17 protein-coding genes are annotated in these 25350 nt (G+C 37.5%); 2 read left to right on the top strand and 15 right to left on the bottom strand.

All coding sequences use genetic code 11. The features are described from left to right. Window positions 1-21 precede the first annotated feature (21 nt). Entirely contained in the window at window positions 22-1056 is a 1035-nt protein-coding gene (gene argF, locus K8P03_RS03875; protein WP_223418439.1) for an ornithine carbamoyltransferase, read from the bottom strand. Window positions 1057-1060: 4 nt separating this feature from the next. Beyond that, window positions 1061-2050 carry a DUF4236 domain-containing protein gene (locus tag K8P03_RS03870; protein ID WP_223418437.1) on the bottom strand — a complete coding sequence of 330 codons (990 nt, stop codon included), beginning with the start codon at window positions 2048-2050 and terminating at the stop codon, window positions 1061-1063. A gap of 177 nt (window positions 2051-2227) precedes the next feature. Here K8P03_RS03870 and K8P03_RS03865 point away from each other — a divergent pair, with 177 nt between their 5' ends. Beyond that, window positions 2228-2476, top strand: a complete 249-nt coding sequence (locus tag K8P03_RS03865) for a YkvA family protein (protein ID WP_223418434.1) — start codon at window positions 2228-2230, stop codon at window positions 2474-2476. Window positions 2477-2529: 53 nt separating this feature from the next. On the opposite strand, the gene K8P03_RS03860 is transcribed toward K8P03_RS03865, so the two are convergent. The 13 genes from K8P03_RS03860 to K8P03_RS03800 form a co-directional block, all read right to left on the bottom strand. Then, window positions 2530-3291 carry an SDR family NAD(P)-dependent oxidoreductase gene (locus tag K8P03_RS03860; protein ID WP_223418432.1) on the bottom strand — a complete coding sequence of 254 codons (762 nt, stop codon included), beginning with the start codon at window positions 3289-3291 and terminating at the stop codon, window positions 2530-2532. A 60-nt stretch (window positions 3292-3351) separates the two neighbouring features. Continuing rightward, a complete protein-coding gene (glmS, locus tag K8P03_RS03855; protein WP_223418430.1) occupies window positions 3352-5175 on the bottom strand; it encodes a glutamine--fructose-6-phosphate transaminase (isomerizing) in 1824 nt (607 codons plus the stop codon). 1334 nt (window positions 5176-6509) lie between these two features. Then, on the bottom strand, window positions 6510-6980 hold the full coding sequence (tnpA, locus tag K8P03_RS03850) for an IS200/IS605 family transposase (RefSeq protein ID WP_223418082.1): 471 nt from the start codon (window positions 6978-6980) through the stop codon (window positions 6510-6512). A gap of 196 nt (window positions 6981-7176) precedes the next feature. After that, window positions 7177-7365 carry a hypothetical protein gene (locus tag K8P03_RS03845; RefSeq protein ID WP_223418428.1) on the bottom strand — a complete coding sequence of 63 codons (189 nt, stop codon included), beginning with the start codon at window positions 7363-7365 and terminating at the stop codon, window positions 7177-7179. Further along, on the bottom strand, window positions 7362-8978 hold the full coding sequence (locus K8P03_RS03840; protein WP_223418426.1) for an ABC transporter ATP-binding protein: 1617 nt from the start codon (window positions 8976-8978) through the stop codon (window positions 7362-7364). Before K8P03_RS03840 ends, K8P03_RS03845 begins: the two co-directional genes overlap by 4 nt. Continuing rightward, window positions 8968-9966 carry an ABC transporter ATP-binding protein gene (locus K8P03_RS03835; RefSeq protein WP_223418423.1) on the bottom strand — a complete coding sequence of 333 codons (999 nt, stop codon included), beginning with the start codon at window positions 9964-9966 and terminating at the stop codon, window positions 8968-8970. The genes K8P03_RS03840 and K8P03_RS03835 overlap by 11 nt, the downstream gene beginning before the upstream one ends. Window positions 9967-9974: 8 nt before the next feature. Continuing rightward, window positions 9975-11927 (bottom strand): ABC transporter permease subunit, encoded by a 1953-nt coding sequence (locus tag K8P03_RS03830; RefSeq protein ID WP_223418420.1) that lies wholly within the window; start codon window positions 11925-11927, stop codon window positions 9975-9977. Between the two features lies 1 nt (window position 11928). Beyond that, window positions 11929-12891, bottom strand: coding sequence for an ABC transporter permease (locus tag K8P03_RS03825; RefSeq protein ID WP_223418418.1), 963 nt, complete (start codon window positions 12889-12891; stop codon window positions 11929-11931). Window positions 12892-13210: 319 nt separating this feature from the next. Then, the gene (locus K8P03_RS03820) at window positions 13211-15394 is read right to left on the bottom strand and encodes an ABC transporter substrate-binding protein (RefSeq protein WP_223418415.1); all 2184 of its coding nucleotides are present in this window, start codon (window positions 15392-15394) and stop codon (window positions 13211-13213) included. 325 nt (window positions 15395-15719) lie between these two features. After that, entirely contained in the window at window positions 15720-17918 is a 2199-nt protein-coding gene (locus K8P03_RS03815) for an ABC transporter substrate-binding protein (protein WP_223418412.1), read from the bottom strand. A 585-nt stretch (window positions 17919-18503) separates the two neighbouring features. Continuing rightward, window positions 18504-20720: an ABC transporter substrate-binding protein gene (locus tag K8P03_RS03810; protein ID WP_223418409.1), complete on the bottom strand. Its 2217-nt coding sequence runs from the start codon at window positions 20718-20720 to the stop codon at window positions 18504-18506. A 393-nt stretch (window positions 20721-21113) separates the two neighbouring features. Beyond that, window positions 21114-22097, bottom strand: coding sequence for a DMT family transporter (locus tag K8P03_RS03805; RefSeq protein WP_223418407.1), 984 nt, complete (start codon window positions 22095-22097; stop codon window positions 21114-21116). 179 nt (window positions 22098-22276) lie between these two features. Next, window positions 22277-24148, bottom strand: a complete 1872-nt coding sequence (locus K8P03_RS03800; RefSeq protein WP_223418405.1) for a peptidoglycan amidohydrolase family protein — start codon at window positions 24146-24148, stop codon at window positions 22277-22279. A 239-nt stretch (window positions 24149-24387) separates the two neighbouring features. Between K8P03_RS03800 and K8P03_RS03795 the strand changes: the two genes are divergently transcribed. Beyond that, a complete protein-coding gene (locus K8P03_RS03795; RefSeq protein WP_223418403.1) occupies window positions 24388-25317 on the top strand; it encodes a hypothetical protein in 930 nt (309 codons plus the stop codon). Window positions 25318-25350 lie beyond the last annotated feature (33 nt).

Here is a 25350-nt window from a genome sequence, read left to right as displayed (position 1 = left end):
AAAATTTCTACCAGCTTTTTTCTAATCGTATTTTAAGGTTGAATATAAAATCGCCTTCACAGCAGGAATCCTGTTTTCAGTTTGGTCGAAAACCATGGATTTATCAGACCTAAAGACCGAATCAGCAACTTCCATCCCATTAAAATCCCAATCTTTCATATCTTCTGGGAGTTTGGCTAAGACTTTTTTTGCTAGATTTGACTTGTGATCGTGGAAGGCTGGCAGACAGTGCATAAAAATCGCATCCTTATCGCACATGGCCATGACCTCATCAGTTACCCTGTAAGGATAAAGCCTCCTTATCCTGTCCATAGGTGGGTCGTCCTTTTCTGTAAGGGCAATCCACATATCAGTGTAGATTATATCGGCATCTGCAACTGCTTCTTCTATATCATCTGTGTAAATTACATCTGAGTCGTGCTTGTCGGAAAATCTCCTAGAAAGTCTGACCAAGTCTTTTCTCGGGAAAAACTTCCTTGGTCCGCAGCCTACGAAATCTATACCAAGTTTTGAACAAGTGATGACTAGAGAGTTAGGCATAATATCGCCAGGATAGCCAAGATATGCAAGTTTTAGGCCTCTTAGATATCCAAATTTTTCCCTAATGGTAAGCATATCTGAAATCATCTGAGAAGGATGAAACATATCTGTCATAGCATTGTAAATTGGCACTTCTGTAATTTTTACCAATTTTTCTAGGAGGTCTTGCTCGTGGCCCCTATAGACAATCCCGTCGTAATATCGATCAAAGACAGAAATGGTATCCTCAATCGATTCATTTTCGCCCATTTTTGCCTGGGTGTAGTTAATAAAGGATGTAGTCATTCCCAAATCAGCCGCTGCTATCTCAAAGGAAGTCCTAGTCCTTGCTGAAGCCTCCTCAAAAAGAAGGATAATATTTTGCCCTTCTAGGTATTTGTGAAGTTTTCTTTGGGCTTTCAATTCTTTAAATTCTGCCGCTAAGTCTATTAAATATAAAATTTCCCTCTCAGAAAAATCTTTGAGGGCTATAAAATTTCTTTTTCTTAAATCAATTCCCATCTTATTTTCCATCATAACATTATTTTCCATCTATAACTGTGTCTGAAAAGACAATTACTAGGTTAATATCCTTGTTTTTCATCTCCAAAACCCCATATTCCACAAGGTTGACCTCTGGATTGTCCTTGTATCTCATATCAGGTCCCCCGTCCTTGTTAGTGTGGAGATAGGTCTTTTCTATTAGGGTCGCGTCGGCAATTTTTTCCTCTTCTAGGAAATTTTCGCTCCTTAGGTCAACTTCTAGGTCCTTGTAATCAAGAGCCTTATTTGACCCATTTTTATTTATCAAAAGGGCATCTGGAAGGAAGGATAAGGTCAAATCTCCTGCCACAAGGCTATGGACCTTAACATTTGTTGATAAATCACCAGAAAGACCATCCTTAATCTTTAATTCTTTTCTCGCTGTGATTAAATTCCTATCATCATCTGCTTCTATTCCTTCGACCAGCCAAACCGCATCGCTTTCCAAAATTCCAGCCAAAAGTTTATTGGTAAGGTCATATTCATCCTTGGCCCCACCTTCAAAATCGTATTCGATTTCAACAGGATTTGCCTTTTTGTAAAAATACATAAGGGCTCCAAGGATTGCAATTATAACAAGGAAAGGCTGGATGAATGTAAGTATGATTCCCAAAATAAATATACCAAAACCCGGCTTTCTTAGAGGATATTCATAAGCCGCTTGGTCTAAGACATCCTTAAGGCCTGTTGATTCTAGGTTTTTAAAATCAAGGCCAAAGTCTCTTGACTCAGTCTCGTTTTCTTCTATTTGTCTTTGGCCACTTACTTTTTTATTTGCTTTTTTTGATCCACCGCCAAGGGGGTTTGAGAAATCTTTTTGGTAGGAAAGGCCTGTGCCTGGTATATAGGCAGTTGTCCTAAAGCCACCATTTGCTTTTTTAGTCACCCTAAAGCCCTTGCCACCCCAGGAAAATCCCGGGCCAGACTTGGACATATTTATCCTAAAGCCCTTGCCTAAATTTATACTTTTTCTAAATCTAAATCCCATTTCTACCTTCTTTCTTTATAGTATTATACCCAAAGACTGACTTTTGCCTAAAGAATAATTTCTCTTCGGTTTTAAAATTAATTATTAATATTATTGGCTTGACATTTGTTTTTTGCTAGTATAATGATATTAGAAATTAAGATATTTAAAATATAAGTTTAATAAAAGGAAGTTTTTATGAATAAATTAAGAAAAATGATACCAAGATATTTTAGGGCCCTAAGAAACAAGGAAACCCCTCTTATGGCAAAGATTCTCGCAGTATTTTCCCTAGCCTATATATTTTTACCAGCAGATGTCATCCCTGATATCTTCCCATTTGTGGGCTATATAGACGATGCAGTTTTAACAGCAAGCCTTCTTTATTTTTCAAATAAGATGATTCCTGAAGAGGTAATTGAGGAAGTAAAGAAAATAGAAAATTAAAATTATTGCAAAGAAAAAAATGGATCTAGATGATCCATTTTTTATTGCTTATATTATTCAGCTGCTAGGACTCCGCCGTCTACAACAAGGCCTGCTCCGTTAATAAACTTAGCGTCATCGCTTGCTAAAAATAGGCAAGCTTTTGCTATATCAACTGGTTGGCCCATTGGGTTGTCTGCTTCTATAGCTGCCATTACCCTGCCAAGGCCAAATTGGTTTATTTTTGAATAATCTCCCACAACTCCAGTTTCAATTCCACCTGGAATGACAGAATTAATCCTAATTCCGTCTTTTTTGTACATATGGGCTGAGTTTTTGGAAATACCTAGGAGGGCGTGCTTGCTTGCTGTATAAGCTGCACCTGCCTTAGCTCCAGCTACTCCTGCTAGGGAGTTGACATTTACAATATTGCCACCTCCTTGTTTACGCATTATATTAATTGCTTCTTTCATGGCAAAAACTGGTTCATTTAGGTTTAATTCCATAACTCTGTCATAGAAATCTCTTTCAAGTTCTCCTAAAGGAATGAAATCATCCATAATTCCAGCGTTGTTGACCAAAACATCAAGCTTGCAAGTTTCGTCTATGGCCTTTTGAAGCATGGCCTTTACAAAATCACCATCTGTTAGGTCACCTGGGAAAGGCACTATCCTTCCTTCAAAGTCCTTGCATTCTTCTTTTAATTCTTCTAAGAGATTTGCCCTCCTAGCTACAGCTATTACAACTGCACCTTCTTGGGCAAATTCCTTGGCAATTTCCCTGCCAATTCCTGAGCTTGCTCCTGTCACAACTACTGACTTATCTTTAAATCTCATAAAAACCTCCTTTACTCTCAAACTCTCTTTTACCCCTAAATTCGGTTTACTAAACTAAAATTATTCGACAGTTACAGATTTGGCCAGATTTCTTGGTTTGTCAACATCAATGCCCTTGGCAACAGAAGTGTAATAGGCCATTAGCTGGGCTGGAATTACTGTTAAAAGTGGGTAGAGAATGTCCATAGTTTCTGGGATTTCAAAAATTTTCCCACTTGTCTTTTCCATTCTGGAATCCTTGTGAGATGTGATAATAAAGACATTCGCTCCCCTAGCAACGACCTCTTCTACATTTGATAGGGTCTTTGCAGTGAGATTTTTCTGGGTCATGATGGCAATGACTGGGGTATCTTCCTCAATAAGGGAAATTGTTCCATGCTTTAGCTCACCTGCCGCAAAGGCTTCGGTATGGATGTAAGAAACTTCCTTTAGCTTAAGGGCAGCCTCAATACTTGTTGCATAATCAAGCCCCCTGCCTATATAAAATAAGCTCTTTTCATCCTTTATCTCTTCCGCAAAATCCCTTATATCCTTGTCATCAGAAAGGATTTGATCAATTTTTTCTGGAATTTCCCTTAAGTTTTTAATAATTTCATCATAGGTGTTTTTATCAAGCCTGCCTAATTTATGGCCAAAATCTAAGGCAAGGAGATATAAATTTATGATTTGTGTTGTGTAGGCCTTGGTAGATGCAACGGCAATTTCTGGGCCAGCATAACAATACAAAGACCTGTCCGCTTCCCTATCCATGGATGAGGCTAGGGTGTTGGTAATAAGAAGGGTCTCTGCTCCTTTTTCCTTGGCAAGCCTTAGGGCCTTGAGGCTGTCTGCAGTCTCCCCTGATTGGGAAATTAGGATAACAAGAGTATTTTCATCTAAGAAAGGCTCATTGTACCTAAATTCTGAGGCAAGATCACAAATTACAGGAATCTTTGCCAATCTTTCAAGAAGAACTTTTCCAACTAAACCCGCATGGTAGGCTGTACCGCAGGCTACGATGTAAATTCTCTTAAATTTCTCGATTTCTTCCTTGGTCAAGGAATCTCCGTCGAAATGAATTTCATTATTTTTTATATTTAAGTTCAATAGCTCTTTAATAGCTGGCCCTTGTTCATTGATTTCCTTAATCATAAAGTGGTCGTAACCGCCTTTTGTGGCTGCATCCACAGACCAAGATATTTTTGTGATTTCCCTCTTAACTTTATGGTTATTTCCGTCATAAATAGTATAGCCGTCTTCTGTAATGTCGATAAGGTCGCCATTTTCCAAATAAATTACGTCCTTAGTGTATTTTAGTAGGGAAGGAATATCACTTGCCATGATTATGTCGCTTCCAGCAAGGCCAACTACAAGTGGGCTTTCTACCCTCATTCCGATTAACCTTCCTGGCTCGTCAGCTGAAATAATCCCGCAAGCAAAAGAACCTTCTAACCTTTCCTTGACTTTTTTAACAGCTTCCAAAAGGTCGCCACCGTAATATTTTTCAATTAAAACCGCTATAACTTCTGTATCTGTAGTTGACTTAAAAATGTAGCCTTCGTCTTCGAGTTCTTTCTTTAATTCCCTGTAATTTTCGATAATACCGTTATGGACTACGGCAATTCTACCCTTATTTGAAAGGTGAGGGTGGCTATTTATATCACTTGCTTCCCCATGGGTCGCCCATCTGATGTGGCCAATACCAATATTTCCACTGATAGGGTTTGCCTCAAGGGCTTTTTTGAGATTTGCAATCTTGCCTGCTTTTTTAACCACAGATATTAATCCCCCATTAATCACCGCAAGACCAGCTGAATCGTAGCCACGGTACTCAAGCTTAGAAAGCCCATCAACGATTACTTCTCTTGCATCAAGCTTTCCCTTATAACAAACTATTCCGCACATAGTGCCTCCTTATTAATTTTTTAATGAGGCCACTGTGTCTTCTCTGTCACAGAAATTACTCTCTGCTTTTGTCTAACACTAAGGCTGTGAACCCAGGAAGCTCCCGCCGAATTTTCGATAACTTCCTCCCTCGTCATCCCAAAAGGATCTGGCGCTTTTTTATTTTTACCTCATCATTTTATTATATTATTTTTTGATCTATTATCCAAGATAATTTATTTTTTAATTTGTATTTTATATTTCAATCTTATCTTTTAATTTATTTCAGCCATTTACATGACTCCTCCGTATCTGGGGGAACCCCAAAGGTTCATTATTTATATCCTAGATAAATTATATTTCTTTTTTATTATAATTTATGATTGTATTCACAATTGAATCTTCGTTTCAAGGGGGAGCCCCAAGGGACCTTCCGAATGGTCCCTCATCGGACTCCCCCTTGTACCCCCTCACCGTTACACCCCCAGGCGGCCCCTATGGCGGGGAGCAAATAAGGTAGATTTTCTTCGAAAATCTTTTTTAAATATGGTTTTCGTCTTCGTTTTAGTATTGCTATCTTCTTACTTTTTAAAATCCCAATCCTCCTAAAAATTGCAATCTCGTCTGACTTGTGCTTTTTATTTGAAAATTAGTTCACAGTAGCTACTATATTTCTATTTGTAAAAAAGCTGTCAGTGCAATTTTCTTTACGGAGGCTTGGCATTTTAAAATACTCGACCTTGAGATTTTTCACTTCTTTGTTTTAAAATAAACACTAATTTAGTAATGTTTGGCGAAAGCCAAACGAGCCTAGCAAAATCTGGAACTTCAAGACCAATTCTCCCCTTTATCGGGCAAGGATTTCTAATAGAAAGCCCCGTTAAAAAAACTGATTGTTTGAGCGTAGCGAGTTATCAGTTTTTAGGGGCTTGAATATTAGAAATCAGTTGGGAGATACGTAAACTAATGCGAAGTCATTCCCTCTACTAAAGAGGTTTGCCGAAAGGCAAACTTCTGGTCTCGCACTCCGCCAAGGAGCAGTCGGGGGTGTAGCGTAAGGGGGTCTTAGGGGGAACCGGTGAGGGGGCATCTGCCGCCCCCTTGGGTTCCCCCTATGAACGAAGGGGTCATGTAAATGACCTAGAAATAATATAAGATAAAGTTAATCTCAGATTAACAAAAAAAGATACTTTATCTCGGATAAAAAACTATTAATGGTTTTCTGGAATCAAAACTACCAGCTTAGCTGGTAGTTTGTGCAGCGCCTATAAGGCGCGAATACCGGCACGCCCCTATTGGGGCTCCGAATATTCCATCACATGCACCACTATCCCAACTACTGCTGAAGCAGTTTTTTATTTGTTTTTATTTACTGACTCTCCCGTAAACGGGTCATGGTATTCTTTTATACTTATTTGGTCAGCATAATAATCTTCTTTTAATTGATTTTGTATATATTCTTTTATTTTCTTTTCATTTCTGCCTACAGTATCTACATAGTATCCTCTACACCAAAAATGTCTGTTTCCATATTTATATTTTAAGTTGGCATGTCTATCGAATATTATCAGCGAACTTTTTCCTTTTAAATATCCCATTATTTGTGATATTGAATATTTTGGTGGTATTTCTACCAACATATGGACATGATCTGGGCATAACTCTGCTTCTATTATGTTTACTCCTTTTCTTGAACATAATTCTCGAAGTATGCTTCCTATATCTTTCCTTAGTTGTCTATATATTACTTGTCTTCTATATTTTGGCGCAAAAACTATATGATATTTGCATCTCCAGCTTGTATGTGATAAAGTATTTTTATCCATGATTACCTCCTTGTTTAATTGTGCATGTGACTATCACAATTATACTTTAAGGAGGTTTTCTTGGTGCTTGAAGCTAAAGCTAAATCCCTCCACCTGCATAGCAGGTGGTTTTTTGTTTCGCTCTCTTTCGTTCGCTCAACTCACTAAAGTGGACAATAAAAAAACCAGAATTTATAAAAATCCTGGTTTTCACATTTTACATAAAGAATGCTATTAAAAATATTGGGGCGAGGAGAAGTAGGACGAAGGGCATGAAGACTCTCATGGCTGCTAGAAACATTGCCAGCTTATCGCCTCTTTCTAGGTTGTCCCTGTCTAGGAGATCTTCTTTTGCTTCTATTTCCTCTCTAGTTTTTCCCTTAAACCTGTCTATTGGTCTTTTCATATAGCACTAATTTCTTCTAATTCTTTGTCTAATTTGGCTCTTTCTGCCATAACCTTAGCGTGGGCTTTTTCTTTTTCTTCTTCAGATACATCCATTAAGTGGCAGGCAACGAAGTGGCCGTCGCCAACGTCTTTGAGTTCTGGTTCAAATTGTGAACAGATGTCCATAGCGTATTCACACCTAGTGTGGAACCTACATCCCTTTGGTGGCCTTACAGCTGAAGGAATATCGCCTTCGATTATTGCAAGCTCTTGACCTTGATCAACGTCAGTTCTTGGTATAGCTTGAAGTAGGGCCTTTGTGTATGGGTGGAGTGGGTTTGCGAATATCTTTTCAGAATCAGCAAGTTCTACCATTACACCTAGATACATTACACCAATCCTGTCAGATATATATTTTACAACTGAAAGGTCGTGGGTAATGAAGAGGTAGGTTAGGTTGTTTTCTTCTTTTAAGTCTTGAAGAAGGTTTATGATTTGTGACTGGATAGATACGTCAAGGGCAGATACCGCCTCATCGCAAACTATAAAGCTTGGTTTTAGGGCAAGGGCTCTTGCTATACCTATTCTTTGTCTTTGTCCACCTGAGAATTGGTGAGGATACCTATGAAGGAAGTATGGGGCGAGACCGCATTTTTCCATTGTTTCTTGGATATATTCGTTGTAGCCTTTTTCGTTTCTAGACTTGAATAAATCGTGGCCTAGTACGCCTTCACCGATGATATTTCCTACAGTCATCTTTGTATCTAGTGATCCATAAGGGTCTTGGAAGATCATTTGTAGGTCCTTGCGGAGTTGTCTCATCTCTTCCTTGTTTAATTCTGAAAGGTCGATACCTGTGTCAAGTTGACTCTCAAGCTCGTCAAAGCCTTCTTTATCCCTAAGAGTATCTCTGTAAGCTTCAATTTCAGCTCTTTTTTCTTCAACTCTCTTACTTATTTCATCAGCCTTATTTTTTAATTCCTTATATTTTGGATCTTCATCTAGGATTTTGTAGTAGTCATCCCAGGTTCTTACCATCATTTGAGCTTTTTGCTCAAATTCTTCTATGTCAGTATAAACCTTAGCTCTTTCCTTTAGGACTTGGTATTCTCCGTTAAGGAGGTTTGCTACCTTGCCTAGGTCATCTGAAGCTAGAAGTCCACCGGCAATTCTTATCATATTTAGGTATTCTTCTTCGATTGCACGACGTTTGAACATGGCTTTTTCGTTGTTCATTGCCCTGTCTTCGTCGGTTTCAGATTTTTCTAAATCTTCATAGATTTTATTTAATTCATCTAATTCCTTGTGGTAGTTAGGGAATTTTGATGGGATTTTACCAATCATCTTGCCCATGTATTCTGGAGCAAGTTCTTCTAGAGTTTTTCCGTAATAAAGGGTTGTTCCCTCTGTTTGTTCATAAATTTGTAGAAGTGTCCTTCCGAAAGTAGACTTACCACAGCCTGACTCTCCTACAAGACCAAGTGTTTCACCCTCATAGATGTCTATAGATATAGATTCGTTGGCGTGTACATATTCGCCTGGGCCTTTGTTAAAAAAGCCTTTTTTCTTAAGAGGGAAATATTTTTTGAGGTTTCTTATCTTAAATAAGACCTTCTTGTCTTTATTTTCCATCTTCTCTTTCCTTTCTATTTGGGTAATGGCACCTGATTAATTGGTGTTCATTTACTGCCTGTAATTCTGGCATCTCTTTGATACATCTTTCTGTAGCAAATTTGCACCTTGCCGCAAACTTACAACCATCTGGTAGGTTTAATGGGTGAGGTACGCTTCCTGGTATGATGTCTAATCTCTCATTCCTATCTGAAGTGATAGATGGGATAGAGTTTAGAAGGGCTACAGTGTATGGGTGGTTAAAGTCTGTTATATCACGTTTGAAAATAAATTCTACTGGTGATTGCTCAACGATTTGTCCACAGTACATTACAGCTACTTCATCAGCCATTTGATTAATAACACCAAGGTCGTGGGTGATAAAGAGGATTGATGTGCTAGCCTTGTGCTTAAGGTCATTCATTAGCCTTAGGATTTGGGCTTGGATAGTTACGTCGAGGGCTGTAGTTGGCTCGTCAGCTATAAGAAGCTTTGGCTCACAAGCAAGGGCCATGGCTATCATAACCCTTTGGTTCATACCACCTGATAGTTCAAATGGATATTGCTTGGTAACTACGTGTGGGTTTGGGATTTTAACAGCTGCAAGAAGTTCTTCAACTCTTTCAGCCGCTTCTTTTTTATTCATGCCTTTGTGAAGCATAAGTACTTCTGAAAGCTGTTTTTCTACAGTAAATACAGGGTTTAGGGAGCTCATTGGCTCTTGGAAGATCATAGAAATCTTATTTCCCCTGATATGCTCCATTTGGCTTGTTTTATATTCGGAGATTTTTTCTCCATCAAAGATTATTTCACCACCATAGATCTTTTGGTTAGCTTCAAACAGTTGAAGAATACTCATAGCTGTCTGACTCTTACCAGATCCGGACTCACCTACAAGACCTAAGGTTTTTCCAGCGTCAACAGACAAGGTTACGTCGTTAACAGCCTTGATTAGACCACGCCTTGTAGAAAAGTAGGTATGAAGATTGTTTATTTCTAGTAAGCTCATAATTTCACCTATCTCTCGTTTGCTCTTGGGTCGATTGCATCTCTTAGGGCATCACCAATAAGGTTAACTGAGAATGATGTCAAGAATACTGCAAGGGCTGGGAATACCCATCTCCACCAGTAAGTGTTTAGTACATCCGAACTTTGGGCAGCTGTAAGCATATTACCCCAAGATGGTGTAGGCTCTTGAACACCGAAACCTAAGAATGAAAGACCACTTTCAGTAAGAAGGTTGCCTGCGTAACCAATTGTCGCATTTACTATAACAATTGATAGGACGTTAGGGAGTATGTGCTTAACCATGATTGACCAATCCCTTACACCAAGGGCCTTGGCAGCTGTAATATAATCCCTTTCACGTTCTGCAAGGATTTGTCCACGTACCAAACGTGCAAGTCCTGTCCAACCTAGGATACCTAAAAGAATCATAACCATGGTTATTCTTTGCTCTTGGCTAGCTCCTGGAGGTAGGAGGGCAGATAGGGAAATAAGCATTGGGTAGAATGGGAAAGATGCAACGATCTCTGAAATCCTCATTAAGATATTATCAACTCTACCGCCGACAAAACCTGAAACCATACCTATTAAAACACCAAGTCCGATTTGGATGATTGTTGAAATTAGGGAAATTACCATGGTCATCTTGCCGCCGTGGATAAGTCTTGTGAAGATATCACGACCTTGGTCATCTGAACCAAACCTAAATCCGTTTAGTCCCCAAGTATTAATTTTTCCTTCTTTATTTACTGCGTAGACATTGAAGTAGTTTGAGAAAATTTGGTCGAATTCGCCATCAGGTGTATCAAGCTCTCCATAGTTTTCAATACCCCATTGGTGAACCTTGCCATTTTCGTCAAGAACTGAAATAATTGAATCACTTGCTTCTATATCTACGATTTTAGCATCAAATTCTGGAATAAAGTCTCCAGATAACTTATCTCTAGATGGACCCCAAACATAAAGTTTGCCATCTTCTGTAAGAGCTGCTGCGGAATTGGCTGTAAGAACTGCTTTTTTAGCCTTAACCTTGCCTTCTCTAAGTTCAGCAGGCATAGCTGTATCATTTTCAGCACCTCTTACACCAAGGAGGTCAACAGACCCATCTTTTTTAGTTACTATTACGTTAATTGTGTTACAATCAAAGTCCACTACCTGGCCTTGGATGGCAGATGGGATCATATCAAGCCTTGAAGCGAGTGTTGAACCCCAGATTACAAGGTTTCCTTTATTTGTAAGTACAACTGAATATTGGGTACCACCGCCAAGTTTTGCAATTCCCTCTTCTTTGATTTTGGCTTCTTGCATTGGTGGAACTTTTGTTTGTTCAAAAGTCTTATTACCCCAACCATAGATTTCATTATCTTCTGTAGCAATTAAGATGTGTCTATCACCAGCTGCTACGTCTTTTATTTTTTTGCCTTTGATTTTTTCTTTAACATCTTCTGGGATTGTTAAAACATCGTCTTCGTTGTTTGAACCCCAAACATAGATGTTATTTTCTTTTGTAAGACCAATGGCAAATGTATTACCTATTGAGATTTTTTCAACGCCTTCTTTTTCCATTTCGCTTGGATAATTCATATATCCCGCTCCTGGAGAAACGTTGGTTAGGTTACCTTGTGAGTAATATTGGTTAAATGGTAGCATCTTTGAACCAACAAAGATTACAAGAACAATTGCTATAAACATAGCAAGTCCTATAACACCAAGTGGGTTTCTAAAGTAGTTTCTAAGGGCAACCTTACCTGGTGACATAATGGCTTCTTCTTTTAGCCTATCATTTTCTGGTTCTTCCTGTGGGCCACCTTCTAAATTTGCATTAAGGTCATTTGTTGGACCTTCATTTTCTGGGCTTGGTGTAGGGTTATCTTCCATGCCACTTGCAAAGGTAAATCCTCTCAAAAAATAAGTCTTGAGGAAGCCAAAATAAGATTTAAATGGTTTTTTTAATTTTCTATTCATACTAAGCCTCCAACTTAACTCTTGGATCTACTAGGGCATAGGCTATATCCATTAAGAGGTTGCCTAGAAGGGTAAGAATGGCATAGAACATTGATAGGGCAAGGATTACGTTGTAGTCTTGCGCCATTACCGCAGAAATAAGCTCATTACCGATTCCCCTGTAGGAGAAAATCCTCTCTGTGATAGCAGAACCTGAGAACATGCCAAGGACCGCCCATGTCAACGCTGTAACTACTGGAATTAACGCGTTTCTAAAGGCGTGAGAATATACTACTGTTTTTTCTTTAAGACCCTTTGACCTAGCTGTTCTGATGTAGTCTTGGTCAAGAGCGTCTAGCATGGAGTTTCTTACATACCTAGAAAGGGATGCAAGCGAACCTACTGTTAGTGTTAGAGTAGGTAGGGTTAGGTATTTTACCCATTCTCCAAAAGTATTTTCCCTAGGCATACCATTTGCTGGGAACATCTTTAGCCTAAAGGCAAAGAAAAAGATCATTATAAGTCCTATAAAGAAGGTCGGTATAGATAGACCTACTAGGGTTAATGTTTGGGCCGTCTTGTCGTAGATGCCCCCCTTTCGGGTCGCCGACCTAATTCCTATTAGCACCGAAAGTACAAAGGAAATTATTGTAGAACCGATATTTAAGTAAACTGTATTTTTAAGTGGTTCAGATAGGTATTCCTTAACTGGTCTTCTAACTCTGGTAGACTCACCAAAGTCGCCCTTAAGTGTCCTGCCTAACCATCTTACATATTGTTCTGGTAGAGGCTTGTCATAGCCATACCTTGCTGATAAGTTCTTATACATCTCTTCTTTTTGCGCCTTGGTCATCCTACCTGTGGTAGGGATCATTGCCTGGATAGGGTCTCCTGGCATGGCCTTGGAGAAGGCAAAAAGCATGATAGATATGATAAGAGCTACTGGTATTAAGTTTATTATTCTCTTAACTATATAACGTAACATATATATCCTTCCTCTTTTGATTTAGGCGGGCTTTTATGTATTGGTTAAATATTTCAATTAATTTTACGCCCAATCCTAAATCATATAATTTATACCTACAATACTATAATATTTCGGTCTTTTTGTCAACCTTATAGTTTATAAAAATCCTGAAGTTTTACAAATGATAAGGCTTATTTCATACATTTTATGAATATTTATAAAATTTTGTAAATATTGATAAGAATTTCACCATAATTTTCATCGGATGTAAAAAACAATTTTATTTAAAGAAAAGCCCGCATTTAAGCGGGGATTTCTTTAATTATTTTTCTTATCCTTAATTTTCTATTGTCATGGCATTGATTTGATACTCAGATTCCCAAAGTGGAGTATTGATATCAAAGCCTTTTACTCTCTTTGAGTAACCAGAGTGGTTTTGGTTAGCATATAGAGGAATTTCTGGCAAGTAGTCGTTGTACCACATTTCGAATTGTTCCCAAGTATCTAGGTAGCCTTCCTTGTCCTTAGAGTCTGTTTGACGAAGCTTAACTGTTAACTCATCTGCCTTTGGATCGTTGGTTTTTGTTCTGTTATCGAAGCCCTTAGAATTGTATTGGTAGTAAGGGTCAAATGGTGTACCAAAGTCTGTACCCATGTTGAAGGCTGTATATTCGGCGTCTTCTTTAGGGAAGTTATAGTATTCAAGTAGGGTTGCGAATGATCCACTTGTTACATTATATTCCATACCAACTTGTTTAGCGTTAACTGGCACTTGGTTAGAAATCAATGTTGTAATTGGAGATTCATCAGAACCGTATTGGTTAACTTGAAGTTTTTTGCCGTTTTCGTCGTATCTGTAGTAGTCAAAACCATCTGGGTTTTTAGCAAATTCTTCATCTGCCTTTGCCTTATCCCAAGGAGTCTTGCCGTCTGCTTCAAACTTGTATGGGGTTTTATCTAGAAGGGCGTTTGCTGCTTCAAGGTTTAGTTGGTATTTCTTGAATTCTGGATTATTTTCAAGATCAGCTCCTCTTTCCTTATACATCCATTGGCTTGTACCGTACATACCGTTGGTTACTACACCGTAGCCGCCTGCATAAGATTGTACAAAAGAGTTTCTGTCCATTAATTGAGCGATAGCTTGTCTTACTTCCTTATATTTGGTTGCTCCCCTATCTGTTAGGAAGGTTACGTTGCCGTAGCCATTTCTTTCAAATGTGTTATAGCCACCAATCTTTCCCGCTTCAGCTGCAGCTCTCATTTGGTCGATCTTTGCACCGTCAACTTCAGCTTCCCAAAGGTCGATATCGCCGTTTTCAAGTAGGTCTACTGCTATATTTTTATTTACAGTTTGTAAAATAATATGAGGAATTGTAGCCTTTTCACCCTTGAAGTTACCAGCGTAATTTTCGTTTAGATCGAGTTTAACCATGTTGTTGGCAAAAGAGTTAAACTTATAAGGACCATCTACTACTGATGGATTTGCCCTATATTCGTTGGCTTCCCTAAGCATAGCATCTTCTATAAGAAGTTCTGTTGGGTCTACGTCGCCATCTTTTTTAGCTTCAAGTTCTTTGATTTTTTCTTCGTGTTCTTTTTTAGCTTCTTCGTATTCTTGTTTTTCAGATTCAGTTACGTCATCAGCTTTATCAATGAAAGACCAGTCATCTTCAAAGTCTTCCTTGGCTTTTTGGATGGTTGTATCAAGGTTTTTGAAATATCTTTCCTTATCTTGGTCTGTTACTTGGTAGCCTTCTTTAGCCACAAGTTTTTTGCCATCTTCAGAAACTGTTAGGTTATCTGTAATAGCGTGGAATGGGAATGGGCCATAACCTCTTAGGGCTGCTGATTCAAAATATGGTAAAAAGTCAGATGAAATTGTTGCCTTGAAGGTATAGTCATCTACTAATTCTAATCCATCTAGGAAATCCTTATCTCCATTGTGATATTCTTCATAACCCTTGATAGTATCAGCACCGATGTTGGTTGAGCCTGTTACTACTTGGTAGGCTGGATGAGATGATAAAAGTGGTCCAAAAACATAGTTTTTAGCTGTGATTGGACTACCATCAGAGAATTTAAGGTCTTTTTTGATTGTGAAGGTAGTTGTTTCTGATCCATCTTCATTGGTGACGATTTCTGGTTCTTTTTCGAGAATTGTCATATTGTTTACCCATTGGCCACCCTCGTCTTGAACCACTGTTGAATAGCCGTTGTTACCTTCAATACCCATGTATCTTCTGGCTTTTACGTCTGTTTTGTTGTTTGTCCAACCACCGATGAAGTCGCCGTTGATTTCTTCTACACCAACGACAAGGGTATCATCTGATGTTTGTTTGGCAAAGTTTTCTACAGATTCTTCTGCACCTTCTTGACCTTCTTGGCCTTCTGCTGGTGTTTCTTGACCTTGATTAGGATCTGCGTCGGTGGCTTGGTCTGCTTTATCTCCTCCACCACACGCTGCAATCGTTGTCATAAGGCCTAAAGCCATAAGTGATGAGAATACTTTTTTAATCTTCATTCTTTCCTCCCTAAAATGTCTTACTTTATACATTGATTTTAACTTATTAAACTTTTATTGTCAAGCTTTTACACGCTTTGTTAGATATGATTGTATATTTATCTATTTTAACAAGATTTTTTCCATGATTTGTTATTTAAACCAACAAGTTTTACACTCTGTGATTGTTAACTCTTAGCCACCGTCAAAAACGCCCACAGGAGAATTATTTTCGTGAAATTTTCTCTAAAACAAATATAAGTTTAATCCAAGAAAACATTTTTTTATTCATTCCATATTCACAAAAAAAGACAAGGCCGTATGGCCCTGCCTTTAAATTTTATTCTTATTTTTCGATGCTCATGGCATTGATTTGGTATTCAGATTCCCAAACTGGTGTGTTGATATCGAATCCTTTAACTCTCTTTGTATAACCTGTGTGGTATTGGTTAGAGTAAAGAGGAATTTCTGGTAGATAGTCGTTGTACCACATTTCGAAAGCTTCCCAGTTGTCTAGGTATTCTTCTTTCTTTGTAGGATCTGTTTGACGAAGTTTAACTGTAAGTTCGTCAGCTTTTGGATCATTTGTTCTTGTCTTGTTATCAGATCCTTTAGAGTTATATTGGTACCATGGATCAAATGGTGTACCAAATCCTGTACCCATGTTGAATGCTGTATATTCAGCATCTTCTTTTGGATTAGTGTAGTAATCAAGAAGGGTTGCAAATGAACCAGCTGTTACGTTGTATTCCATACCTACTTGTTTAGCATTTACTGGTACTTGGTTTGAGATAAGGGTGGTGATTGGAGATTCATCAGAACCATATTGGTTAACTTGAAGTCTCTTACCATCTTTATCATATCTATAGTAGTCAAATCCGTCTGGGTTTTTAGCAAATTCTTCATCAGCTTTTGCCTTATCCCATGGAGTTGTACCGTCTTTTTCGAATGTAAATGGTGTTTTATCAAGAAGTTTGTTAGCTTCATCAAGGTTTAATTGATATTTCTTGAATTCTGGGTTAGCTTCAAGATCAGCTCCTCTTTCTTTGTACATCCATTGGCTTGTACCATACATACCATTTGTAACTACACCGTAGCCACCTGCGAATGATTGTACGAAGTTATTTCTATCCATTAGGTGAGCGATAGCTTGTCTAACTTCTTTATATTTTGTAGCTCCTCTGTCTGTTAGGAATGTTACGTTACCATAACCATTTCTTTCAAATGTGTTGTAGCCACCGATTTTGCCTTCGTCAGCTGCAGCTCTCATTTGGTCAACTAGTGGGCCTTCACCTTCAGCTTCCCAAATATCGATGTCGCCGTTTTCAAGTAGGTCGATTGCGATATTTTTGTTTACATATTGAAGAATTACGTGTGGAATGCTTGGTTTTTCACCTTTGAAGTTACCAGCGTAGTTTTCGTTGATGCTCATTCTAACCATGTTGTTTCCGAAAGAATCAAACTTGTATGGTCCTGCTGTTACAGTTGGCTTAATTCTGTATTCGTTGTATTCTTTTTGCATAGCATCTTCGATAAGCATGCTTGTTGGATCAACGTCACCTGTTTTTCTCTTTTCAAGTTTGGCTATATCTTCATCGTGAGCTTTTTTAGCTTCTTCGTAAGCTTTCTTTTCATCTTCGTTAGCATCTTCAGCTGGAGCTGGGTTGTTTTCTTCGAAGTCTTCGTTATTCTTAGCTATTTGAGTATCGATGTTTTCGATGTATTTTTTCTTTTCTTCTTCTGTTGGTTGGTAACCATCTTTTGCTACAATCTTGTTACCTTCTGGAGCAACAGCAAGGTTTTCGCTTACAGCGTGGATTGGGTATGGACCATATCCCCTAAGAGCAGCTTCTTCGTAGTATGGTAGGAATGATGCGTCTACTGTTACAGAAAATGTGTAATCATCAATCTTCTTAAGACCATCAAAGGTATCCTTGTCTCCATTTTTGTATGCTTCATATCCCATTAGTGAGTCATCACCGATTGATGTTGAACCTGTTACTAATTGGTATGATGGATAGGTGTGAAGAAGTGAACCAAATAGGTAGTTATCAGCGTTGATTGGTGTACCATCTGACCATTTTAGGTCTTCTTTAATCTTGTAGGTTGTTGTTTCAGATCCATCAGCATTTTTAACTGTTTCTGGTTCTTCTTTAAGAACGGTCATGTTGTTAATCCATTGACCACCTTCGTCTTGAACAACTGTTCCATAACCGTTGTTTCCTTCGATACCTAGGAATCTTCTAGCCTTAACGTCCATAGAGTTGTTTGTCCAACCTTGTAAGAAGTCTCCGTTAAACTCTTGAACAGCACCGATTACCAGGGTGTCATCAGCAGTTTGTTTGTCGAAAGATTCAAGTTCAGCTTTTTCGTCTTCCTTGCCTTCTTCGCCTTCAGCTGGAGCTTCTTTGTTATCAGCTGGAGCTTCTGCTGCCTTGTCGTCTGTTTTTTCTTTGGCATCTTCTGCCTTATCTCCACCGCATGCAACAAGGGTTGCTGCAAGGCCTAAGGCCATAAGTGATGAAAATACTCTTTTCATTTTCATAAGTTTTCCCCCTAAAAATTAAGTAACTTTTTATAGTATAGTATTTTATCCTATTAAACCGTTTTTGTCAAGTTTTAGAGCGTTTAGCCTTTCAGTTTTATGAATAATTATTCTTATATCTTGTCAGATTTTCAAGGACTTTGTTAAATTTTTATGGAAGTTCTTTCAATTCTGCTTATCTCTCTACCTAATTAAACATATAACGAAGTCATATTTGTCAATTCTTTCAAAATCTAATTTTAAGTAGAATATGGAGCTAGTTTTTAAAATGAATTACCTTGAATAATATACAGGAAATAATTCCTATATTTTCAAAATTTTGCCTGGGATTTTCCACCCTTTGGTTTTATTTAAATTTTATTATATTTTATTTAATTTATTATTTCTCCAGTCAGTTAGGATTTTATTTTCTATTTAATTTCCAATCAATATTGATTTCATTTTTAACCTTTGATTCGATTCTATTTTCCAATTTCCTTAGAACCCAGTCTTATTTATAAATTTGAATGGCTATCCAAAAATTTTCCCACAACAAAAGCAAGGATAAATCCTTGCTTTGCTGTGTACTTAATCTTGTTAGGGTTTTTATTTTTTGCTATTATCTAAACTCATTGCGTTGATTTGATATTCAGATTCCCAAACTGGTGTGTTGATATCAAAACCTTTAACCCTTGCAGTGTAGCCTGAGTGGTATTGGTTTGAATATAGTGGGATTTCTGGTAGGTAGTCGTTGTACCATTTTTCAAATTCTTCCCAAGTATCTAGGTAGCCTTCCTTATCATCTGGGTCTGTCTGACGTAGTTTGACTGTTAATTCATCAGCCTTTGGATCGTTGGTCCTTGTCATGTTGTCAGATCCTTTTGAGTTATATTGGAACCATGGATCGAATGGTGTACCAAAGCTTAAGCCCATGTTGAATACTGTATATTCAGCGTCATCTTTTGGGTGATAGTAGTAATCAAGGAGGGTAGCAAAAGATCCTGCTGTTACATTGTATTCCATACCAACTTGCTTAGCATTTACTGGTACTTGGTTTGAGATTAGGGTTGTAATTGGAGATTCATCAGAACCGTATTGGTTAACTTGAAGTTTCTTACCTGTTTCATCGTACCTATAATAGTCAAAACCGTCTGGGTTCTTTGAATATTCTTCGTCAGCTTTTGCCTTATCCCATGGAGTTTTGCCATCTTTTTCAAATTTATAAGGAGTAGCATCTAATAGTTCATTTGCCTTATCTAGGTTTAGGGTGTACTTGTTAAAGTCTGGGCTTGCTTCAAGGTCAGCTCCTCTTTCCTTATACATCCATTGGCTTGTACCGTACATACCATTTGTAACTACACCGTAGCCGCCTGCGAAGGATTGAACATAAGAGTTCCTATCCATCAAGTGAGCAATAGCTTGTCTTACTTCTTTATATTTTGTAGCTCCCCTGTCTGTTAGGAATACTACGTTACCATAACCATTTCTTTCAAATGTGTTATAACCACCAATCTTACCTTCGTCAGCTGCAGCTCTCATTTGATCGATTAGAGCACCTTCAGCTTCCGATTCCCAAAGGTCGATGTCACCATTTTCTAGTAGGTCGATTGCGATTTTACTATTTACATATTGAACTATTACATGTGGAATAGTTGCTTTTTCGCCCTTGAAGTTGCCAGCGTAGTTTTCATTTAGGCTAAGCCTTGCCATGTTGTTTTCGTAAGAATCAAACTTGTATGGTCCACAGGAAACTGTTGGCTTAATCCTATATTCATTGAATTCTTTTTGCATAGCTTCTTCAATTAGCATGCTTGTTGCATCAATATCGCCTGATTTACGGCTTTCAAGTTTTTTAACTTCTTCATCGTGAGCTTTTTTAGCCTCATCATAGGATTTCTTTTCATCTTCTGAAGCATCATCAGCTGGAGCTGGAGTTTGTTCATTGAAATCTTCGTTTGATTTAGCTATTTGAGCGTCGATATTTTCTATATATTTTTTCTTTTCTTCTTCTGTTGGTTGGTATCCGTCTTTAGCAACTATCTTGTTTCCTTCTGGAGCTACTGCTATATTATCAGAGATAGCGTGAATTGGGAAAGGCATCACTTGTTTTAAGAATGCTGATTCATAATAAGGCAAATAAGAAGCGTCAGTTGTTACCTTAAATGTGTAATCATCAACTTTTTCAAGACCTTCAAACTTATCATCATCACCTGCTTTATAGGCTTCATATCCCTTAACAGAATCTGAACCTATGGTGAAAGATCCAGTTACCAATTGATAAGATGGATAAGCATGGAAAAGCATGTCAAATAAGTAGTTATCAGCTGTGATAGGCTGTCCGTCTGACCACTTCAAATCTTTTTTGATTGTAAAAGTGGTTGTTTCTGAACCATCTGCATTCTTAACTGTCTCTGGTTCTTTTTCAAGAACAGTCATATTTGCTTGCCATTGGCCGCCTTCGTCTTGAACCATGGTTAGGTAGGCGTTGTTACCTTCTGTACCTATGTAACGTCTAACCTTAACGTCATATGAGTTATTTGACCAAGAACCATAAAAGTCCCCACTCATTTCAGAAGTACCTACAACTAGGGTATCATCTGCGGTTTGTTTTTCAAAGCCTTCTAGTTCTGCCTTTTCATCATCAGAAAGAGCATTCTCATCAGCGGCGTCTTTATCGTCTTTTTTATCTTCTGCTTTATCTACTGATTGATCGTCTTTCTTATCAGCAGCATCATCTTTTTTAGCATCTTCTCCACCACAGGCAGCAAGTGTAGCTGCAAGGCCAAGAGCCATCATGGTCGAGAATATTCTTTTCATTTTCATTGTTTTCCCCCTAAAAATTATTTAGCTTTTATAGTTTATTATTTTATCCTGCTAATGTGATTTTGTCAAGGCTGTTTATTGTATTTATTTTTATCTAAGTTTATATTTATGCATTAGTTTATCTTTATATCAAGAAAAATGTTATTTTATTTGTATCTTCTTTCACTTTTTGATAAGGCTTTAGAGTGATAAACCTCATTATCATAAGAAGGAAATCCTTTGTTCATTTTTATCAAGACCAAAAAGGGACTATTCTTTTTATAGTATATTATTCACAAATTATTTTAAAGATTTTTGCATAAATCAAGATATTCACAAAGTTTTACACAGACTTGCCCTTTATAGGCAAGAAAAAAATCCCAGTTTAAACTGGGATTTTGATCCTATTTGTAATCAAGAATTTGACTTGTCTTTTTCTCCTGATTTTTCATCAACCTTATCATCATCCTTACCAAAACCTAAGAAGCTTAGTTTGGTTTCAGAAATAAGGATGGCTATGAAAATTAGGATGAAACCTATAATCTTATTTCTAGTCAAGGACTCAATTCCCATAAAGACTGGGATTAGGATACCAAAAATGGATTCTGTTGCCAAAATTAGGGCAGCTGATGATGCTGTTGCAAATTTTTGGCCGATATTTTGTAAAAGAAGGGCCACAGTTGTGCACATTACTGCAAGGTAGCCTACCTCAAGGACAGCTTTCTTAGTCAAAACTATGGCTGAATTATCTTCAAAGACCAAAGTTACTATTATGGATAGAACAGCCGCCATTATAAATTGGAGGATGGTCATCAAAATTGGGTCTTTGTCCTTGGATAGCTTGGTTACAGCAACTATATGAGCTGCAAACAAAAGTCCTGATAGGAGGGCAAAACCGTCACCCATGATGGCTTCCTTACCTTGGTCAAAGACTGATCCACCATCACCACCAGCCATAGATACAAAATATATTCCTACTATAGTAAAGGCTGCAGCTATTATATTAAATCTATCAGGTCTTTTCTTCATAGCAAACCATGCCAAAAATGGCACAATTACGCAGTAAGAAGCTGATAAAAATGCAGACCTACCTGGATCAGTGTAACCAACACCAATTGTTTGAACTGAATAGGCCAAAAACAAAAATATCCCTATTATAAGGCCGCTTTTCATATCGTCCTTTGTCATTTCTCTTAATTTTTTCCAAAAAATTATAGATAAGATTAGGGCTGATACTGTAAACCTAATCGCTAAAATCATATTTGGTCTAAAGGTCTCTTGAGCAACCTTGACCACAGTTAAAGAAGACCCCCAAAGGATGGCCACTATCAAAAGTAGGGCCTTGCCTAAGAGGCTTTTTTTAGTCATTTTTTGATCTTTATTTCCTTGTTCACTCATAAATTCTCCTTTTTATTTTTATATCATTAAAAAACGTGTACCCTATATTTATACCCGAAATGTTGATTTTTAAATATTTTTTTATATTTAAATTGAATTTTAAAAGAGTTTTTGATCTAATTTTGAAAAGTTTCCACAAAAAAACTAGGCAAAATTGCCTAGTTTTCTTAATATTCATCTTATTTTTTGTTTACAAAGGTCCTGTTGGATTTTGCATTTTTAAGTCTGTAATATTTTACAGGTCTTCCTGACTTATCGCCCATGTTTCCTACTCTTGGTGTTACTGTAACGCCGTTACCTGAGTAGTTCATGTGGATAATTGTATCTTGATTTTTATTTAGAATAAAGCCTGTGTGGCCGCCTTCCCCAAGTGACTTGCCAGGAACTCCTGCTACGAAAATATCACCGTAGTCAATCTCGTCTGGACGTATTTCATACATTACATCGCCCTTATCTCCCATAGAAAATAGGGTTTCTGTATTGCCTACATAGGCATCTGATTTTAAGAATCCTCCGTAAATCAAAGCCCTAAATACCGCAGAAGAGCAGTCAGCTGCCTTTTCTGTTTTCCTTAGGTGACCCATATGGTATGTCATTCCGCTGTTTTTAGCCTTAAACATCCATTCTATTGTAGAGTCGATGCTTCTATCACCTACTACTTCATATCCAGAAATTCTTGCTATTCCCTTTTCGTCGGTCTTATATATTATACCATTTTGCTTGAATGTAGAATTAACCATCATTCCGTTGTCATTAAAGAAATATAGGTTGCCGTTGATTTCCCAAAGACCTTTTTGAACATAGCCTGCAGAGTTGGTGTGGAAGGTCTTTCCTTCGTATGTTACCCAATCGTCTTTTACAGTTGTTGCTATACCTTTATTGTCTATATTGAAATATAATCCGTTGGTAATTGAAGGTCTACCAGTTATCATAGCACCAGTATTGTAGTTAAATACATAGGAGTTGCCGTTGATTTCAACTGGTCCCTTAGCTAGAGAACCGTCCGCTAAAGTCCTATATGTGATGCCTTCAAGGGCAAACCAAGTATTCTTAGGGTTTGTAACAACGCCCGCTTGGTCAACTTCATAATATTTATTTGAAAGGATCATCTTCTTATTTTTTTGAAGAACCCCATCCTTGCTAAACATATAATCCTTATTACCTATCCTAGTTACACCCTTGGCAAGTTTGCCATCAGCTAGGGTTCTATAGACGGTATTGTTGACATTTACCCATCTATTTGGGGCAGTATTCATCTTACCTACCCTGTCTACCTCGTAGTAAACACCTTCGGTAATGATTTTTTTATTTCTCTGAAGAACACCATCATTTGAGAAATAGAACTTTTGCTTTCCGATTTGGCTAATACCCTTTAAGATATTACCCTTACTATCGTTGTAATATATATCATTGCCAATATTTAGCCATCTATTTTTAGGTTTTGAAATAGTACCAGTCTTGCCAGCCCTATAAATCCTACCATTTACCATGATATTGGCGTTTTTAACAAGTTTATTATTTCTATAATAGTTAAGCTTGTTATTATTTTTTACAAAATAACCACCAGCATTACCTGTATAATAATTTTCTTCATCTAAGTTTGTTTGTTCGTTTTGGAGTTCGCTTACTTCTTTAGAAGTGTTTTTAGCTTCCTTAATAAGATTATCTAGACTCTCATTGTCATAATATATAACTCCAGGAATTCTTTCTTTTTTGGTGTTTTCGTCATTTGTATTTTCTTTTGGATTTTCTTCAGAAATTTCCATGATAGCTTGGTCTAAAGACTCTACAGGAGCCTTGTCCTCATTTTCCACAGGAACATCAGGATCTTCAAGGCTTGGTTCCTTATCAATAGAATCTAAATTTGTATATGACTTTGTTTCTATTTCCTGGTTTTTATCAAAATCTTCACTATCCTCGCTAAGCTTATCCACGCTCTCTTTGACAAATAATTTTTCATCCTCATTAGCATAGGCATTATCAGCTAGGTTGATAGCGGAAGTTATAAATAATGTCGAGGCGAGCAGGACAGTTTTATTAATTTTTTTCATTGTCTTTTCCCTCTCTTTATTACAATTTAATTACAGGCATTTCTTATCTATTGTAAAATCTATACCTATTATATAATATTTTCGGGTAAAATGCAACAAAAAGGTTACAATTTTGTAATAATTTTAAAAAATTCTTTAAAAATTTCTTACACTTTTAAGGTCTACTTTATAAAAGATAGCAAAAATGGTATGATGGAATATATAAACTTATTAATAACTGAAATAAAAAGGACGGAAATATGAATAGAAAAGCACTAATCCTAGCCCTCGCTCTAGGCTTTGTAATAACAGGATGCAAGGACTCTGACCTTCCTGAGTCAAAAGTTTCTGAAGAAACCATAGCCAAGGCCCTAGACGGCAAAGTCAATCTAGAAGATGAACAAAAAGAAGAAGATAAAAAAGAAAAATCTGAAGATGAGCAAAAAGATGATGAAAAATGGCAAGCAACAGGAGATAACCTCAAAAAACTCATGGTAGATATGGGTGAATTTGCCCCATCACTTGCTAGAAAGCTAGACGGAGACAATCTTGTAAAACTTTATAAAAAATGTGAGAAAATGAGCGAAAGAACTGGCTATTGGGATGTAAAAGACTTTTTCTTCCAAGAATTAGCAAACGAATATCCAGAAAAATCCCTCAAATTCCCACTAAAATCAATCGAATCAAAATACTACTGGAAAAAATCTCCAGAAGATTTAATCGGTGATAAATTCCAATGGGAAAGAAATCTCATGGTAGAAAACGGAGCAGACTATGACACAATCTGGTCCTTCACCGACAAGGAAATCGAAGATGCCTTCCACGAAGCCTACGAAGAAAACCCACTAGCCTACTATGATGACTACGTAGAAAAGGCATGCGAAATCCTCACAGGAAGTTCAAACGAAGAAGATGGGGAAACTGGCGCTGCAGATCCAGAAGACTACAAAGACCTAATCAAATTTGGATCAAACGAAAGAGACTACGAAGCCTTAAAAGATGCCATGGTAAACCACTACGAATTTGACAAAAAAATCGTAGAAAAAATACCAAACAAAGACATAGACCTAGCCTACACCCGTGCCCAAAAACGCCTAGAAGAAACAGGCTTCGGCGACATCGGCTTAGTCTTTGACGAACTAGGTAAACTCTACCCAGGTGCATCTACTATGTATACTGGAGAAAACTAAAAATTTGCAAAGTAAAAGACGGAGAAATAAAAA

Origin of the sequence: Anaerococcus murdochii, from assembly GCF_019957155.1 — a bacterium.
GTDB classification, from domain to species: domain Bacteria; phylum Bacillota; class Clostridia; order Tissierellales; family Peptoniphilaceae; genus Anaerococcus; species Anaerococcus murdochii.
Note: the sequence above shows the minus strand (reverse complement) of the source record. Positions and strands in the feature narration are given on the sequence as shown.